The 16,540-nt window shown below is 47.4% G+C and carries 15 protein-coding genes; 1 reads left to right on the forward strand and 14 read right to left on the reverse strand.

What is annotated here, in order from left to right:
- From FRZ06_15285 to modA (FRZ06_15310), 6 genes are all read right to left on the reverse strand, one after another.
- Positions 1-1,881 (reverse strand): APC family permease, encoded by a 1,881-nt coding sequence (locus FRZ06_15285; protein ID QOX64606.1) that lies wholly within the window; start codon positions 1,879-1,881, stop codon positions 1-3.
- A gap of 315 nt (positions 1,882-2,196) precedes the next feature.
- Entirely contained in the window at positions 2,197-3,219 is a 1,023-nt protein-coding gene (locus FRZ06_15290) for a molybdopterin-binding protein (protein QOX64607.1), read from the reverse strand.
- Positions 3,220-3,246: 27 nt separating this feature from the next.
- Positions 3,247-4,659, reverse strand: coding sequence for a hypothetical protein (locus FRZ06_15295; protein QOX64608.1), 1,413 nt, complete (start codon positions 4,657-4,659; stop codon positions 3,247-3,249).
- Position 4,660: 1 nt separating this feature from the next.
- Entirely contained in the window at positions 4,661-5,323 is a 663-nt protein-coding gene (locus FRZ06_15300; protein ID QOX64609.1) for an ATP-binding cassette domain-containing protein, read from the reverse strand.
- Positions 5,324-5,394: 71 nt separating this feature from the next.
- Entirely contained in the window at positions 5,395-6,066 is a 672-nt protein-coding gene (gene modB, locus FRZ06_15305; protein QOX64610.1) for a molybdate ABC transporter permease subunit, read from the reverse strand.
- Between the two features lie 158 nt (positions 6,067-6,224).
- On the reverse strand, positions 6,225-7,052 hold the full coding sequence (gene modA / locus FRZ06_15310; protein QOX64611.1) for a molybdate ABC transporter substrate-binding protein: 828 nt from the start codon (positions 7,050-7,052) through the stop codon (positions 6,225-6,227).
- Between the two features lie 163 nt (positions 7,053-7,215).
- On the opposite strand from modA (FRZ06_15310), the gene FRZ06_15315 reads away from it, so the two are divergent.
- Positions 7,216-7,737, forward strand: coding sequence for a helix-turn-helix domain-containing protein (locus tag FRZ06_15315; GenBank protein ID QOX64612.1), 522 nt, complete (start codon positions 7,216-7,218; stop codon positions 7,735-7,737).
- A gap of 84 nt (positions 7,738-7,821) precedes the next feature.
- On the opposite strand, the gene FRZ06_15320 is transcribed toward FRZ06_15315, so the two are convergent.
- The 8 genes from FRZ06_15320 to FRZ06_15355 form a co-directional block, all read right to left on the reverse strand.
- Positions 7,822-9,234 carry a DUF4129 domain-containing protein gene (locus FRZ06_15320; GenBank protein QOX64613.1) on the reverse strand — a complete coding sequence of 471 codons (1,413 nt, stop codon included), beginning with the start codon at positions 9,232-9,234 and terminating at the stop codon, positions 7,822-7,824.
- 22 nt (positions 9,235-9,256) lie between these two features.
- Positions 9,257-10,594, reverse strand: coding sequence for a DUF58 domain-containing protein (locus FRZ06_15325; protein ID QOX64614.1), 1,338 nt, complete (start codon positions 10,592-10,594; stop codon positions 9,257-9,259).
- Positions 10,595-10,596: 2 nt separating this feature from the next.
- Positions 10,597-11,610, reverse strand: a complete 1,014-nt coding sequence (locus tag FRZ06_15330) for a MoxR family ATPase (protein ID QOX64615.1) — start codon at positions 11,608-11,610, stop codon at positions 10,597-10,599.
- A 48-nt stretch (positions 11,611-11,658) separates the two neighbouring features.
- A complete protein-coding gene (locus tag FRZ06_15335) occupies positions 11,659-12,513 on the reverse strand; it encodes a hypothetical protein (protein ID QOX64616.1) in 855 nt (284 codons plus the stop codon).
- 142 nt (positions 12,514-12,655) lie between these two features.
- Positions 12,656-13,720, reverse strand: coding sequence for a sulfate/molybdate ABC transporter ATP-binding protein (locus tag FRZ06_15340; protein ID QOX64617.1), 1,065 nt, complete (start codon positions 13,718-13,720; stop codon positions 12,656-12,658).
- Positions 13,721-13,763: 43 nt separating this feature from the next.
- Positions 13,764-14,447, reverse strand: coding sequence for a molybdate ABC transporter permease subunit (gene modB, locus FRZ06_15345; protein QOX64618.1), 684 nt, complete (start codon positions 14,445-14,447; stop codon positions 13,764-13,766).
- Between the two features lie 60 nt (positions 14,448-14,507).
- Entirely contained in the window at positions 14,508-15,653 is a 1,146-nt protein-coding gene (modA, locus tag FRZ06_15350; GenBank protein QOX64619.1) for a molybdate ABC transporter substrate-binding protein, read from the reverse strand.
- A 106-nt stretch (positions 15,654-15,759) separates the two neighbouring features.
- A complete protein-coding gene (locus FRZ06_15355) occupies positions 15,760-16,518 on the reverse strand; it encodes a hypothetical protein (GenBank protein QOX64620.1) in 759 nt (252 codons plus the stop codon).
- Positions 16,519-16,540 lie beyond the last annotated feature (22 nt).

Below are 16,540 nucleotides of genomic sequence, written 5' to 3' on the forward strand. Positions count from 1 at the left end.
TTACATCCCCTTCTTTTTCTTTTTTAATGATTCGAGGTAATCCATGTCGTCTTTCAATTGCAGCGGCATAACAGAAACCACTATGTGCTTATGCTTCAGCAATCTTCGCTCGATATATGCCCTTGTATTGTTGTGCAAAAACCGATGCCACCATTTTTTAACCACGAACTCCGACAGCAGCACCGTAATCATATCACCAACCTCACGGTCATACTCCGAAGATTCAATAAATCGCAGCAGCGGATCAATCACCTTTCGGTATGGAGAAAATTTAATAACCAACGGAATATCTGTCCCAAGCTTTTCATATTTTTCCTTGACCTCTCTGGCCCCATGCTCATCAATGGCGACACAAAAGGCAATGACATCATCGCAGATGGTGTTGGCGTAACGCAAAGCCCTGACACTTGCTTTATTCACACTTTCAATGGGCACGATGATTCTGTTGGCATAGTTCAGCTTTGCAAAATCAATCCCGTCATATTCACTTTCTTCTATCTTCAGCTGTTCCTTCACAGATACGTAATGCTTATGAATTCGATCAATAACAAACACCATCACTGGCATCAGCACCATTACAATCCAGGAGCCCTCTTTAAATTTTGCGATGGCAATGATGACCACAACCACTCCAGTCATCACAGCACCAAATCCGTTTATGACGGACTTCAGCCTCCAATTGCCGCTCTTTTCCCGTACCCATTTCATAAACATTCCCGACTGTGACAGGGTGAAAGAAATGAATACCCCGATGGCATACAATCCAAGCAGTGAAGTAACATTGGCCTGAAATCCAACAATCAGCAAGATAGAAACCACCGAGAGCATGATGATGCCGTTGGTATAGCTCAGCCTGTCTCCTCTCATGCTCAGCTGCTTTGGCGCGTATTTTTCATTGGCCATAACCGCAATGAGCATAGGGAAACCCGAATAAGCGGTATTGGCTCCCAGAATCAAGATTAAAAAGGTAGATGCCGTAATGTAATAAAACATAAAGCTGTCCCCAAAGACTTCTTCCGCAAGCAAAACCAGCAAAGCCCCCTCTTCACCGGGAATAACATGATAGTAGTTGGCAATCAGGGACGTACCAGAAAACAGCAGCAAAATAATCAAGCAGAGCAATAGCAGCACTGTTTTCGCATACTTCGGTGACGGCTCTTTAAAGTTAGGTACCGCATTGCTTACCGCTTCTACACCGGTCAGTGCGGCACAACCGCTGGCAAAGGCTTTCAGCATCAGAAGCATTGTGATCGATTGGGTCGGCGCAGCCAAATCCGGCTGCCGTGGCACATATCCCATTTGCAGCTTAAAGAAACCATAAATAATGAGAGTCAGAATCCCTGCAACAAAAGCATATGTAGGAATTCCAAATAGTTTCGACGACTCTCTGGTACCTCGCAGGTTTCCTACCATCAGCAGCAGCACCAGTAAAACCCCAATAATGATATTGTATGGCCTTAGAAATTTGAAGGCCGACGTAACCTGCTCCACCCCTGCCGCAACACTTACCGCAACAGTGAGGATATATCCTACTGCCAAAGCTGAACCTGCGACGATCCCTGGGATTTCACCTAAATTTTCCTTGGCAACGATAAATGCACCTCCGCCGCCGGGATAGCAGTCAATGGTCTGACGGTAGGATAGCATGAGAACCGTCAGCAGTCCGATGATGCACCAGGACAAAATGGACATGCGTCCGTAGGCTGCAATTCCTACGGCAGGAATCAGAACCAGAAGCATTTCCTGCCCCGCATAAGCTACGGAGGAAATCGCATCGGAAGATAAAATCGGCAGTCCCCACAGAATGCCCAGTTTTTCATCTTTTAAGGCTGCATTTTTTAATGGTTTTCCTATAATGAATCTTTTAATTTGTCTATACATACGTATTAAGCCGGTTAATTGGTTTTTCCTCCACTCCTACGCAACTTACCATTGCGCTCTATGTTAAATAATCTCTGATTTATCAGGGCAAGACCATATAATACACCTATTATATGCTAATATCAATAGGTTTTCTAATAATAACACGATCTATTTTCCTCGTATTATCTGAATTGGAAATGTATTTCTGATTCAATCAAAAATCCTGCTGTCAGAATGTACTCTCAGCAGGATTTGATTCATTTTGAAAACTCTAGAGACATTCCTGATTTAGGAAAAATGCCCTTCCGTCTCTCAATATGTTGTGAGGATATTTTAATATGCCTTACCAAAGCCGCAATTGGGATAAGTACACACTTCACAAGTCTGGCATAGCCCGCCGTGCGCCAGTTTTTTGATATCCGTTCTCGTAGGGATCTCACCTGCCAAGATCCGGGGAACTACCAGATCAAAGATGCTTACACCTCGATACATGACACAGCCAGGAAGTCCAACAACAGGAACATTCCCGATGTACGCCAGCATGAACATCGCCCCCGGCAAAACGGGAGCCCCGTAGGTTACAATATGGCCTCCTGCTTTTCTGATTCCCGTTGGGGTTCTGTCATCGGGGTCAACGGACATGCCTCCGGTGACGCCAATCATGTCAGCACCTTCCTCAATGAGTTTTTGAATACAGCCTGCAATCATATCTTCATCATCGTCTGCAAAAACCTGATTCATTACCTCACTTCCCAGGTCTCCAAACTTTTTCCTCAGCACAGGCCCAAAAGCATCCTTTATTTTTCCGGTATAAACTTCACTTCCAGTGGTCACAAGGCCAATTTTCAGCTTTTTAAGAGGAAGAACTTCGATTAGCGTTCCAGTCTGACAGACCTTTTCCGCTCCTGCAACGATGCTTTCGTTGACAAATAATGGGATTACCCGCGTACCTGCAATCTTCTGACCTTTTTTAACCAGCTGATTTTCATGGATACTGGCAAACATAATTTCATCCTGATCAATGAGCTGATTCAGTAAAGCGGTATTGATCTTCAGCAATCCGTCACAATCAGCAACCAGCTCGATCTTGCCCTCTCCTGGAGCAACCAGCCGGATCCCATTCCCGGCTGCCGCTACTGCAATTCTCAAAGCTGCTTCATCCTCATGGATATCCTTTTCTTCTTTATCGATGACGAAAAGATTCCGCTTACCCATGCTGAGCAGCACATCGATGTCTTCGCTGGCGATCACATGCCCTTTTTTAAATCGCCGCCCTTTAAATTCACCCGGGATAATCTGAGTAAGGTCATGAGCCAAAACCATACCCACCGCATCAAATACCGAAACTTCTTTCATAATGCCTCTCCTTTTAAAAACAACAATTTATATTCTGAAATCAAGAGCGATAATGCCTCCGTTGGTGATGGGACGTCTGTTCCCATTCTCCAGCGGCACGTTCAGAAGCCTACATAAAATCACATTGATTACTCCCCAATGTGAAACTATAACAATGTCTTTCGTTTTATTCTCGGTGTTCTGTCCGATTTCTATGGCTCGTTCCTGCTTTAAGATTCCTCGAAGTGCCTTCATTGCACGATATTGCAGATCGTAGAAATTTTCGCTGCTATGGTCAAATTTATAGGTCAGGAGATTCTCTCCCCGTCTTTTATATTCTTCCGGGTATTGCTCCATGATTTCTCGGATGAAGCAGCCATCCCAGCATCCAAGTGACATTTCTCTCAATCTGCTGTCGCAGATTATTGAGAGCTCTGACAGGTTCTCCTCTTCAGCGAAACGTGCCCGTATCAGTTCCGCTGTTTCTGCTGCCCTAAGCAGATCGCTGGAATAAATGCAAAGAGGCCTGGCTTCATTACCAAGAAGTTCTTCCGCGGCTTCTGCTGCCTGCTGCCTCCCTTTTTCTGATAGTGGTACATCGGTTTGACCAAGAAATATCTTCTCGCTATGCTGGCGGATCTCTCCATGTCTGACCAGAAACAGCCGCTTCCCCTGAAGCATCAGCTTCAGACCGGCATCCTGCTCCCCTGATGCGGTTTCTCCCGCTTCATCCCAGTCAATTCCCCGGTTTTGGGCATAGGAAGACCGTTCCTCATAATAATCCAGCAGTTCCTGATATCCCTGCGGTGTATCCATATCCAGGACAACCGATTCATCGCCCACCTCAAGCTTAATCATACGATCTTCATGGCGGCTGGTGACCGCTTTCAATCCTCCCTCGCCCTTATGATCCAGAATCTCCTCTGCAAAACAGGCCGGAATAAATAACGGATGACCCTTTTTTCCCTGATAGCACGGAACAATAAATGCCTCCGGCACCTCTCTATGCTGATCCATAATCTTTTTAAGCACACCCGCCGATACCAGCGGACTGTCGGCCAGCATAAGAAAATATCCCTCGGGCCCATCGGCGAAAACAGTCATGGCCTCCCTGATGCCTCTTTGGATTGAGGTGAACATACCCATATCATACTCTTGGTTGTACGCTTCTCTGATCCCTTTCTTTTCAAGAACCGGCACCAGAAGCTCCCGCTTATATCCAGTTACCGCAAGGACCGAACTGATCCCAGATTTTTTATATGTATCGGCAATCCATTCTACCGCTGTACGATTACCTATTTGTAATAAAGGTTTAAAGTCTCCCATGCGCGAGGAATATCCTGCAGCAAGAATGATCCCTGCAATCCGATCGTGCCGGTCAGTACCAAGCATCTCAGCCGCAGCTATCTCAGCCTCACTTCTCTCAATCGCCCCTTTATCAGTTCCTGACTTCTGTTTCATATCAGTGCTCCTCTACGATTTTACCATCCTTCATCAGAATTCTTCTATCAGCAAAGAGTTCGCTTTCCTGGGTATCATGGGTAATCAGAATGGTTGGAATCTTGAATTCCTTCTTGAATGCGGCAAACTCCTGATAGACGATTTCCTTCGTCCGGCTGTCCAGCGCAGAAAAGGGCTCATCAAGCAGCAGCAGCTTCGGCTTCGTAACAATAGCTCTCGACAGTGCAACGCGCTGCTTCTCTCCCCCTGAAATCTGATTGGGATGCTTGACTTTCAGATGCGCAATGCCAAAGGTATCCATAATATAATCCGCATATTGCAGCAACTCTTCCCGTTTTTTCTTATCTTTGTATTCTTCTTTATTTTTAATCCCATATATGATGTTCTGATGAACGGTCATATTGGGAAATAGTCCGTAATTCTGAAAAAGGTATCCCAACGCCCGCAGCCGCGTAGGAACATCTATGCCCTGATTATGATCAAAGACCAGCTTCTCCCCTACCGATATCCTTCCATCGTCGGGCAGTGCAAGTCCTGCGATACAATTTAAGAGGGTTGTCTTTCCTGCCCCTGATTCCCCCTGAACAACAAGAATTCCACTGTCAAAGCCGTAATTAACGTCAATTGTGAAATGGTCCAGTCTTTTTATGATTCTAAAATCCATCGAAAAGGTTCCTCCGTTTCCACCAGCCTGCGGCACGTCGTACAAAACCGCTTTTTCTAATACCGGAATTTTCAGCTTTGCCTGCCGATATAGTTCTTTTTTTTCAGCCAGGCGTTCAGACAGAAAATCAAGAGAAAACTAAAGATGGTCATGATCAGCACAAGCCGGTTGGCCAGCTCAGTATTTCCTGATTCTACGGCGAAATAGATGGCTGTGGGAATAGTCTGAGTCCGGCCCGGTATATTCCCCGCAATCATCAGTGTTGCTCCAAACTCGCCGATTGCTCTTGCAAAGGAGAGCACAATCCCACTGATTATCCCCGGCCATGCCAGAGGAAAAACCACCGTTCGGAAGATCTTCCATTCGCTGCTTCCCAAAGTTCTCGCCGCTCTTTCATAGATTGGATCCAGGCTCACAAAGGCTGATTTTGCATTCTGATACATCAACGGTAAAGATACGATGCAGGAAGCAATTACAGCGCCCACCCAAGTGAATACAATTTGTATCTGGAAGGTGTCCAGCAGAAATCCCCCTACTAGGCCTCTTTTTCCAAAAGCGATCAAAAGCAGGTATCCCAGTACGGAAGGCGGCAATACCATAGGCAGGATCAAAAACGTCTCCCATATATTTTTTCCCGGAATGTTCTTCTTATTGATGGCATAGGCAAAGAATACGCCTAAAAGAAAAGAAAAAATCGTCGCGATGGCTGCAATTTTCAGTGACAGTAGGATGGGTGACAGCATTTATGCCTCCTTAGCCAGTTGTGTATGGTTAGCCCGATTATTGTTAAGACCATTATACCGCATCTTTGGAGATTTTTCGACAAAGAAATCTCCAAACATACATTCCCTAAAACCGCTGGGATATTCCGGAACCTTATGCATTTGGTCGTATTCCACACTTAAAGTACGGTAAATCCGTACTTTTCAAAAACGCCAGCAGCATAGTCAGTCTGCAGAAATTTGTAAAACGCAGCTGCTGCTTCCTGTTGCTGCGAATCCTTTATTAAAGCGATGGGATAAACAATGGGAGCGTGGCTGGATTCTGGAAGATCCATGACAACCGTTCCCGTTTTCATTGCAAGTGTATCTGACTTATAGACAAGGCCGCAATCAGCATTGCCCGTATCCACATACTCCAGCACCTGGCGAACATCTTTGGCATAGATAACCCGATCATCTAGTTTGTCCCAAATTCCCAAATTCTGAAGTGCCTGTTTCGCATATTTTCCTGCGGGAACAGATTCGGGGGTCCCAATGGAAATTCCGGACAGCTCAGTTTTCGTCAGATCATTATAATTCTTGATATTCTCGCTCTGTTCCGATGAAGCGATAAGAGTCAAAGCATTGCCCAAAAGATCCGCTCTGGACTCGGATACGATGAGTCCCTCTGCCTCCAACCCGTCCATGTGTTCTTCCGATGCAGAGAGAAACAGGTCGCAGGGAGCTCCTTCCCTGATCTGTTTCTGTAAGGCCCCTGATGCAGCGAAATTAAATACCAGAACAACAGCTGCCTGTTTTTGATATTCTGTCTGAATTTCAGTCAGTGCATCGGTAAGGCTAGCTGCGGCAGAAATATTAACCTCAACGCTTGCCGCCTCCTGATCGCCCTGATTTGCCCCGTCTATGCTTTCGCTTCCCTTTCCCCTGCCACATCCTGAAAAAGCGCAGCCTATGGCTAGTGTTAGGATCAGCACTGCAAATATGATCCGTTTACTCTGTCTTTTCATTCTCCTGCTCCTATTCCTATAGAATTCCCGCCTGTACTATTTTAATCAAGCGAAAAAAAACAATCTTATTCCATTGTACGCTGAGCCAGAATACAAGTAAAGTTGATTTCATCCTTCAGAGCTATTATAATAATAGTCACAAACAACAAGGAGGTTTACTGTGATGCGGGAAGAAATCCTTTATACGCCGGAAGAGCTTGCCGGAAAGTTAAAGCTGTCCAAGTACACGGTCTATGAAATGATTAAACGAGGCGATATTCAAGCCCATCATATCGGAAGAAGCATACGGGTATCAGCGTCCCAGCTTGAGCTTTACTTCATGAGCACGAAGCGGTCTGAGAACGTATATGAGGCTGAGCTTGTGCGGGAAGACGGATATCAGTACGCATTGACAGGCTCTGTTAAAATCAACGTCGCAACGGAGCTGGAAGGCAGGGTGAAGGTCGCCGTGCGCCCCGAAGACATCATTTTGAGTGCCGGTCCCATCATCAGCAGTGCACGAAATATGCTCAAAGGAACCGTCACAGGTATTGCCGTGGATGAAAAAAGCGCCAGGGTGACCCTTGACGTGGGAATTCCGCTGACGGTCCTGATCACCAGCCGCTCTCTGGAAGAGATGAATATCAAAACAGGGGACGAGCTTTACGCTATCTTTAAATCCATGGCAGTAAAGGTCATGAAATAAGCCTCTTTTCGTAAGAATGAAATACAAAAAAACAAACTCCCCGATTCCTGCGGATGCAAGAAAAGGGGAGTTCATTTAACATCATCAAAGCATAAAATACACAAAGAGGTATTTCATGCTGCCCATTTCTTTTTTTAAGTTTTTGAGGAATTCCGAATAAAAGTCCTGAAACAGTTCGAACTCTTTCTCTGATACCTGTTGCCCCCCATAGATCACTTTTTGATAGATCCGGGTCAGACGCAGGAAATCTGCATCATAGACAGCAAACCCTTTCAAAGCCTCTCTTGCGTTCTCTGCAAACTCAGACAGGGTCATATCCTGGGGCCTCTTGAGCCCGATTCTACCTAGCCGTTTCAGAAAGTAAGGGTAGAGCAGGGTTACACCTTGCTCCCTGCTTGCCATCAGGACTTTTTGATACCAGCGTTTTCTCAGCAGGATTCTCGCAGGGACTGCTGCTGCTGCCAGTACGATTACGATTGGAACTGCAATCCATAGAAATTTTTCTGCTGACTGAAAGGTGACTGCCAACGCCGCAGCGAGATGTAAGCCTTTTCCGATTCTCCCGGTTTCCTTACGCTGATCCTGCTGCTTCTCTTCTTCCAGCCTCTTTTCCTCTTCCGGTTTTTCCTGCTTCTTTATTTCTGGCGGAATTGGCTCCTCTGTGAGGATTGTTTTTGTCGATGCAATGCCAAGCCGCTCCATAACCGGTTCCTCCCTGAGTCTGGCCGTAAGCTCTCCTTTGCCACCGGGAGGCTGCAGAAAGCCTGAGGCTCCATAAAACAATCCAGCCGCAATGAGTAGAATCAGGCCAGCCGCCATTACTGAGCGAGCCAGGGCATTCCAGTGAAAATCGCTGGTTCCAAGCGCTTCTCTTGCCCGATAAAAGCACAGGGTCAGGCATCCCAGTAAAAAAAGGAGCAGGCCCGACGCAGATACAGGATAGCCGAGCAGATCAAAGAAAGCCGCCAGAAATGTCCCCCCAAGAAACAGCAGGCAGATGCCCATCCTTATTCTGGCCAGCCAGAAGACAAGCAATGCCACCATAACAGTCACCGCCGGGAAAAGGTTCCCGTTTTTATCCATTGCTCCAAGGAAGTCTGCCCACATTCCAAGGGACCCGCCAGAGCTCTTTTGATACAAGCCAAAGCTGCTCAAAGCCATTGCCGCTATCGACAGCAGTACAGCGATCAGCTTGCCTCTTTCATAGCGAAATCTAGCTTCCGAGTTGGGTTTTTCCCTGTGAGATCCGGAGTCTGCCCTTTTCCCACTGCAATACCCGGCTTCCAGCACCCCCGTCACCAGCAGCGTTATTCCAGCCATGGCCCCCATATTGGCCAGCAGCGGCTCGCTTGAATCAAAGCCGGCAAATACAATTACCGCAAGTGCCATGGAGATCAGGGTACAAAGCAAGATATCTACAAGCATTGCTTGGCGTCCGGACCGATTCCACGATTTATGTTCAGATATCAGATGCTTGATCATGCAGGTTGTCTCCATTTAGTTTCTCAAATCGATCGCCTCAAATTGATTGTCTCACTTCGTGCGTTACGGTCTTTTCATTTTCCGATGTGATCCAATGACATCGAATTCCGTACTCTTCAAGGATTGTAAGATTACTCTGCTCCTTACGCCTTGCACGATGATCCAAAGCCCCATCGGTCTCCCCTCCTGTTCCGGGAGGAAGAATATAATAAAGCTCCGGGTTTCGCTGCTGCTTTTTCGCAGAAATCAGCTCCCAGATGAGCATATCCGTTACGTGGGATGTACAAAGGATCAGATTGGTGCTTCTGTTACTCAGTTGCTTCTCTTTATCCAAAATAGCAGCCCCATCCAGTCCGTCCATTGCAGCTCTACTTCGCGTCCCAATCAGAGGGGGAAGAATTCGAATCAAATCAGGATAATCCTGCTGTCCTCTCGGGCAAACACGATGCAGCTCCTTATCCCGTCCAACAAAAAAGAGCGCGTACTCGATCTCTCTTGCCGCAGCCTGCTCAATCAAAGAAAGGGCCGCCTCAACCAGACTGTCATACATCCACGGCAGCATTTTGGGCTCCCCGGAGATTGATACCAGGTCAAGGATCACTGCCAGATCGCTTTTTCGGCTGCTTTCGGTGATCTTTGTCATGTAGTCCGAGGAATGGGCGGAGAGCTTCCAATGAATCCGCTTCATAGAATCACCCAGTGCGTATTCCCGAACCCCTGTGTAGTCAAACCCATCGCTGACCGCTTTTTTTTGAACGTTCTGGCTTTCTGTTAGCCGCCGTTCATCAAGCCGAACCACATTGCCGCCCGTAACCTTTGGAAGGACTGTAATCTCAAAGGTCGCGCCACCTTTGATTTTGATACAAAACATTCCCGTCAGATCATAAATGCTAAGGTTCTTGATTCCCGCTTCATAAACACCAATATGATTCATTTTCGATGAAATTACGAACGAGGCATCGCTTTTTCCTTCCAGCCCCAAAGTCTTTGCCTCAACAGTTCCCTCTCCCGGAAAAAAACCGCCGATGTAAAGCTCCGCACTCAGTTTTATGCAAGGCAGCCTGGAATCGTTCCTGATTTTGAGCGCTGCGCTGGCCAGTTCTCCTTTTTCACACACCAGATCTGTCGCTTCCGTTTCAAAGTGTATCCCCTTCCAAAGGATCATCAGATGCAGCGCAGATACCCCATAGAACACGAGCAGCGTGAGACCGGGAAGATATCCGTAAAAACCCCCTGCATAGTATGCCGGAATTGCACTAATCGCCAGCAGGATCATTGCACCTGCTGCCTTCAGCAGCACATGTTCCCCTGCGGCTGCGGCTCGTCCTGCGTTTTGAAGCCTGACGTTTCCTTGCAGTAACGACAAATTGGTCATTGCTAGGCCTCCTTGCGGTCAAGATGTACCGGTACAGAAATATTCTTTATAATGGACGCAACCAAATCAGCCGGCACCTTTTTCTCCGCTATGGCTCCATGGTTCAAAATGATCCTATGGCCAAGAACAAACGGTGCCAGATATTTCACGTCATCAGGCAAGACATAATTTCGTCCTTTCGACAGTGCATAGGCTCTGCACAAATTATAAAGCGCAATACTTCCCCTTGGGCTGCTTCCAAGTTTGATCTCAGGATGTTTTCTTGTTGCTTCAATGATTTTTACAAGATATGAGGTAACCTCTCTTGAGCAGACAACACGCTTGCACAGTTCCGCCAGAGTCTGAACATCATCCTTTTCCGCAATATGCGAAATCGTCTTCTTGGAAGCTTCTCCCGTCATTACGATGCGAATTTCATCTTCATAGGAAGGGTAACCGATGGAGAGCTTAATCATGAACCTGTCAATCTGTGCCTCGGGCAGCTGATAGGTCCCCAGTGATTCGATGGGATTTTGGGTTGCCAGAACCATATAGGGAGACTCCATCCTGTAGGTGTTTCCGTCCACGGTAGCCTGGCGCTCTTCCATAATTTCAAGCATAGCAGACTGAGTTTTGGCCGAAGCCCGATTGATCTCATCCGCCAGTACAATATTGCTCATCGCAGCACCGGGGCGGAATTCAAATTCGCCGGTTTTCTGATTATAGATCGAAAAACCTGATACATCGGAAGGCATTACATCGGGCGTAAACTGAATGCGCTTGAATTCACAGTTTACCGATTTTGCCAGCGCCCAGACGAGGCTGGTCTTTCCAACACCGGGAATATCCTCGATCAAAACGTGGCCTCCCGCAATGAGACACAGCACGGTCAGTTTCACCACTTCATGCTTTCCAGCGATGACGGTTTCGATATTGTCAATCATAGATCCGATCAACCTGCTTGCCGCTTCGGTACGTTCCTGGTCGATCGGTTCCGACACAGCACCTTCTCTGCTGCCGTCAATATATTGATCCATATGGGTATTTCTCCTTGTCTTTTCACTAGCTGACAATAAGGGTTGCTGTTAATTGCTACCGGTAAATTTATCACTTACCCAAATTCCGTCGAAAACAGTTCCGTCGGCTCCGCGATAAACCCCTTTGCCTTCCTTGATTCCGTATTTCCATTCCCCTTCATAAACGCTGCCATCAGCCCAGGTGTATGTCCCTTGTCCTTCCTTTACGCCAGCCTTCCATTCTCCGACATACAGGTCGCCGTTTGCCCAGCAATAAGTTCCAAAGCCTTCCTTTACACCATCGTTCCAGTCACCGGAATAGTAGCTTCCACTGGCCCAGGTATAGGTTCCCTGTCCCGAAAATACTTCGGTCTTCCACTGACCTTCGTAACGATCGCCATTTGCCCAGGTATAGATACCCTCACCGTCAAAGAAGCCGAACTGCCATTCCCCTTCATATTGCTCTCCATCCTCCCACAGGTAAGTTCCCTGACCGCTGAAGAATCCGTTTTCCTTTTCTCCCGTATATCCGTCACCCTCATAGTCTATAGAAGACTTCCAGTGCGGGTTCTGTGTTGCCTCGCTCACTGTAGTTACCATATACTTGGAATCCGGTACTACGACCACTACTGCGCTTTTTGTGGTTACAACAGCAGGATCATTCTGTCCGCCGGAAAGATCTGCCCTCAATTCTGCTTCCCCGTTTCCGCTGGCAGGTTCCGGTTCTGTTGCTGCTTGCATTACAACAGCATTAGGTTCAATCTCTGTATCCTTATTTTCCTGTTCTTCCTCTTTTTCCGGCTCTGGCGGTTTTACCTCCTCGATCTTGGGAGGAATGCTGAGATAGACGGTCTTTTCGAGAAGGGGACTTTTCCGGCAGCCCGAAATGAGACTTGCCAGCATAAGGACGAGAACGATCATCAATAGCGTTTGACCAATGCTCTTGTTCTTGTTCTTGTTCTTGCTCTTGTTCTTCCTCTTGTTCTTGCTCTTGTTCTTGCTCTGTTTCTGGTTCTCGCTCTGGTTCTCCCATTTGTGCTCGTCCTCGTATTCATTGAAGTTCAAGTTACGCCTCCTTCATAAAGAACAGACGCGCCGGATCCAGGCAGATTAGAAAAGAAGGATCGGTCAGGGTTGCTCGCTCTTCCTTGTCCAGCTCCCATTGAAGGTGATAGTCTCCGGAATGGGAGGGAGGGGCGCCGATTTTCAGGTAAAGCGTCGTTCGGAAGGGCGCTTCATTTTCGTCACTGATCCAAGCCGGATAACAATTGATCCGGTCCTTCTCCGCAGCCCTTCTGATATGGTTTTCTCTAATACCAACTGCACCCTTTGCACTGTTGATTTCCCCTTCTGTCTCTGCAGCAATGCCCCATGCAGGAATTTCTACGATACGCGGGGACTTTCGTATAGCGGCGGCAGTATTTTTGCATCCTGTAATCTTAGCGGTCAGCAGGGACTCCGGCTTGTGGAATACTTCTTGCTTCGTTCCAAGGGTCTCAACGCTTCCGTTGTTTACAACGACGATGCGATCGCTGAGACGATATGCTTCCGCCATATTATGTGTCACAAATAAGGTCGTGCCTTCAAAGCACTTAAGTGACTCCAGCATCTCCTTCATCATGTGATTTTTCAGGTGCTCGTCCAGTGCAGAAAAGGGCTCATCAAGGAGCAGTATCCGCGGCTCCACTGCCAGTGCTCTAGCAAGTGCCACCCGCTGCTGCTGCCCTCCCGAAAGCTGAGTTGGGTAGCGCTTCCCCATTTCAGAGAGATGAAACCGTTCCAGCAGCTCATAAACTCTGCGCTTCTGTTCTTCTCGCGGCAGTTTTCCCAGCCCGAAGGCAATGTTCTCCTCCACGGTAAGATGGGGGAACATTGCGTAATTCTGAAACAGGTATCCTACTTTTCTGTCCCGTGGCGGTATATTAATTTTTTTTGCTGAATCAAAGTAGACTGTTTCATCAAGGGCAATCCTGCCCTTATCCGGCCTGACCAGACCGGCAATACTGTTCAGCAGCATGCTCTTTCCCGATCCAGAAGCGCCCAAAACAGCTACAATCTCTCGTTCAAAGGACAGCTCCATTTCCAGCTTGAACCCATGGAGCTTTCTTGTAATATCAATTGTTAATCCCATACGTTCACCTTCCCGGCGATGACGATTGTAAGTCTCATTGTCCTCACCTTCCCGGACCCTGCCTGATTTTGATCAGCCGCTTATTCCAGTAATTCATAGCGACCATTACCGTTAGAGAGATAGCAAAGATGATGAGCACCCAAACCAGAGCCACCTGCATCTGGCCCCCGGCAGTGGCAAAATAAATGGCAATGGGGATGGTGAGCGTCTTGCCTGGTATGCTTCCCGCCACCATCAAGGTCGCGCCGAATTCCCCCATAGAGCGTGCAAAAGAAAGGGCTGTACCTGCAAGAATCCCTGGCCAGGCCATAGGAACCGCTATCTTCCAAAAGACCTTCCATTCTGTCACGCCCAGCGTCCTTGCAGCGTTGAGGATATTGGTATCAATCTGCTCGAAGGATGCCCTTGAAGTCTGGTACATCAACGGAAAGGCGACTACCGTTGCGGCAATCACAGCCGCATACCAGGAAAAGATGATATTGACGCCGAAAAGGCTTAGAAACTTTCCAATGGGGCCTCGCACCCCGATCAGCAGCAGAATTCCGAAGCCCGCCACCGTTGGAGGTAAAACAAGAGGCAGCGTAAGGATGCCGTCAAGCAAGCCCTGCCATCTGCCTCTGTAGTTTGTCATCCACCAAGCGGTAGTGATCCCGAGAATAAAGATGATACTCGTTGAAATCACGCTGATCTTTATCGAAATAAGTGCCGGTGAAAGATCAAAATTCATTGTTGATTCTCCCTGAGAATTACCACAGGATACAGGAATGAAATCCGTATCTAAACGGAATTACATTACACTGAACCCGTATTTTACAAAGATGGCCTTCGCGGTATCGGTTGTAAGGAAGTTCAGGAAATCCTGTGCAGCGACAGCATGCTTTGATGCTTTGATGACTGCTGCGGGATACATGATGGGATCATGGGAGCCTTCTGCTGCTGTTGCAACGATCTTGATCTTATCTCCGCCAACTTTGGCGTCTGTGGAATAGACCAGACCGGCATCTGCGTTGCCGCTTTCAACCCATGTAAGTACTTCTCTGACGTCTTTCGCATAAACGATCTTTTCCTTCAGGCTGTCGATGAGGTTGTAATATGTATAAACCTGGGTCGCATACTTGCCCGCTGGAACCGTGGTTGGTTCACCTAAAGCAAGCTTCTTGACGTCGGCTTTGGTTACGTCCGTAATGCTGGTGAGATTTGCCTTGGAATCAGCAGGAACGATCAGTACCAGCTTATTCTGCAGCATGTTTTTGATGGTGCTGTCCGCCAGAAGACCTTTTTCCTTTAATGCATTCATATTGCTCTGAGCTGCTGAAATAAACAAATCTACAGGAGCGCCCTGTTCAATCTGCTGCTGCAATGCACCGGAACCACCATAGCTGATGGTCAGCGTAGCATTTGGTTTTTCCGCATTGTACAGAGCTTTGGCTTCGTCAAGAGCCTCTTTCAAGCTCGCCGCTGCAGATATAGTAAGATCCACTTTTTTAATCACATTGGCGGTGATTGCACCGTTTTCGTTCTTTCCTTCGATATCATATCCAAGGGCGTTTGCAACGTATCTGATCGGAACATAGATTCTGCCGTCTTTGTTCACCGCAGTCGTGTCCATTGTAATCGTTCCGTACGCTGTGCTGATCTGAGAGGAGCCTACTGTGACCTTGATGCTTCCGTTGATGGTCGCGGTCTGTGTTGCCTGATCCCATGCGATCTGTGCACCCAGGCCTTCTGATACAGCTCTGATGGGTGCTTGTGTTCTATTGGCTGCATCGATGAACGGTGCTCCCAAATCGGCAGCAATGGTCAAAGGGGTGCCGTCAATGGTAAGTGTGGGTTTTGTCTCTGCCGAAGCTGTTATTGCGGACAGTCCGAAGATCATCGCCGCAACAGTGCTCAGCACCAGTGCTTTTTTGAACAGTTTCATAATTCCCTCCATGTTTTCGACTCGTGTTTTAGTTTGTTTTTGTTTGGTTTAATCGTTAATTATTTAATATAACTAAGTTCATTATAATTGTGTTTGTTTTATTAGGCAACTAAAATCACTACCTCCTAAGCGATACTTTTTGTCCTGTAGAATAAATCTTTCCGTTTTCTGCACCCCGAACCATCCTCATCGCCCGATCAGCATCCTTGACCACGTAGCCCGACAGATCATGAACGCCATATTCAAATAATACAGGAGCTAGGGTGGTAGAGGGACCCACCAGCGTTACCTTTACTGCATTGCACGATAATTCGAGAAGCCTTGGAAGGGTTTTTTCGAGAAAACAAGAACTGCCGATGTAAACATATTCACTGTCCGGCAGCAGGTATTCTGCTGCAGAGAAGGGATAGTCTCCTTCAACAGGAACCTCGCCTGCAATTACTCTCATATCACAGATTGGCTGAAATAGTGTCTCAATAAATGGGAAGTGCCCGATTACAGTTACTTTCCTTCCCCGAATCTCATTTTGCGACATGATAAACGGGTCATAAATCCGATCCTCCACATGCCGTGATTCCCCAAGGGGAACACCGGAGCTTCGGGCGATTTCCGGGCAGTTGTAGTAGGCGTTGATTGCAGCAAGCCCCACGGAGGCTTCATAAAAATTCCAGGACTTGATACACTGAGCCACCTCCCGAAGCGGCAACCCTTCCAGATTTTTTGTGTAAAGCGGCATTCTCATATCGTAATTCACCAGGCCGCCCAGGCCTACCCCGCCCTGGCTTTTCACGTAAGAAAAGGCACTCCCTCTCGCAATGGACTCTGCTGTCCACGACTCCGGTATTCCTTCAATCAACTTGTCATAGATCTCCCACATCCTTCTTCCTCCTTTTGATTCT

The organism is Clostridiales bacterium, assembly GCA_015243575.1.
GTDB classification, from domain to species: Bacteria; Bacillota; Clostridia; order Peptostreptococcales; family Anaerovoracaceae; genus Anoxybacterium; species Anoxybacterium hadale.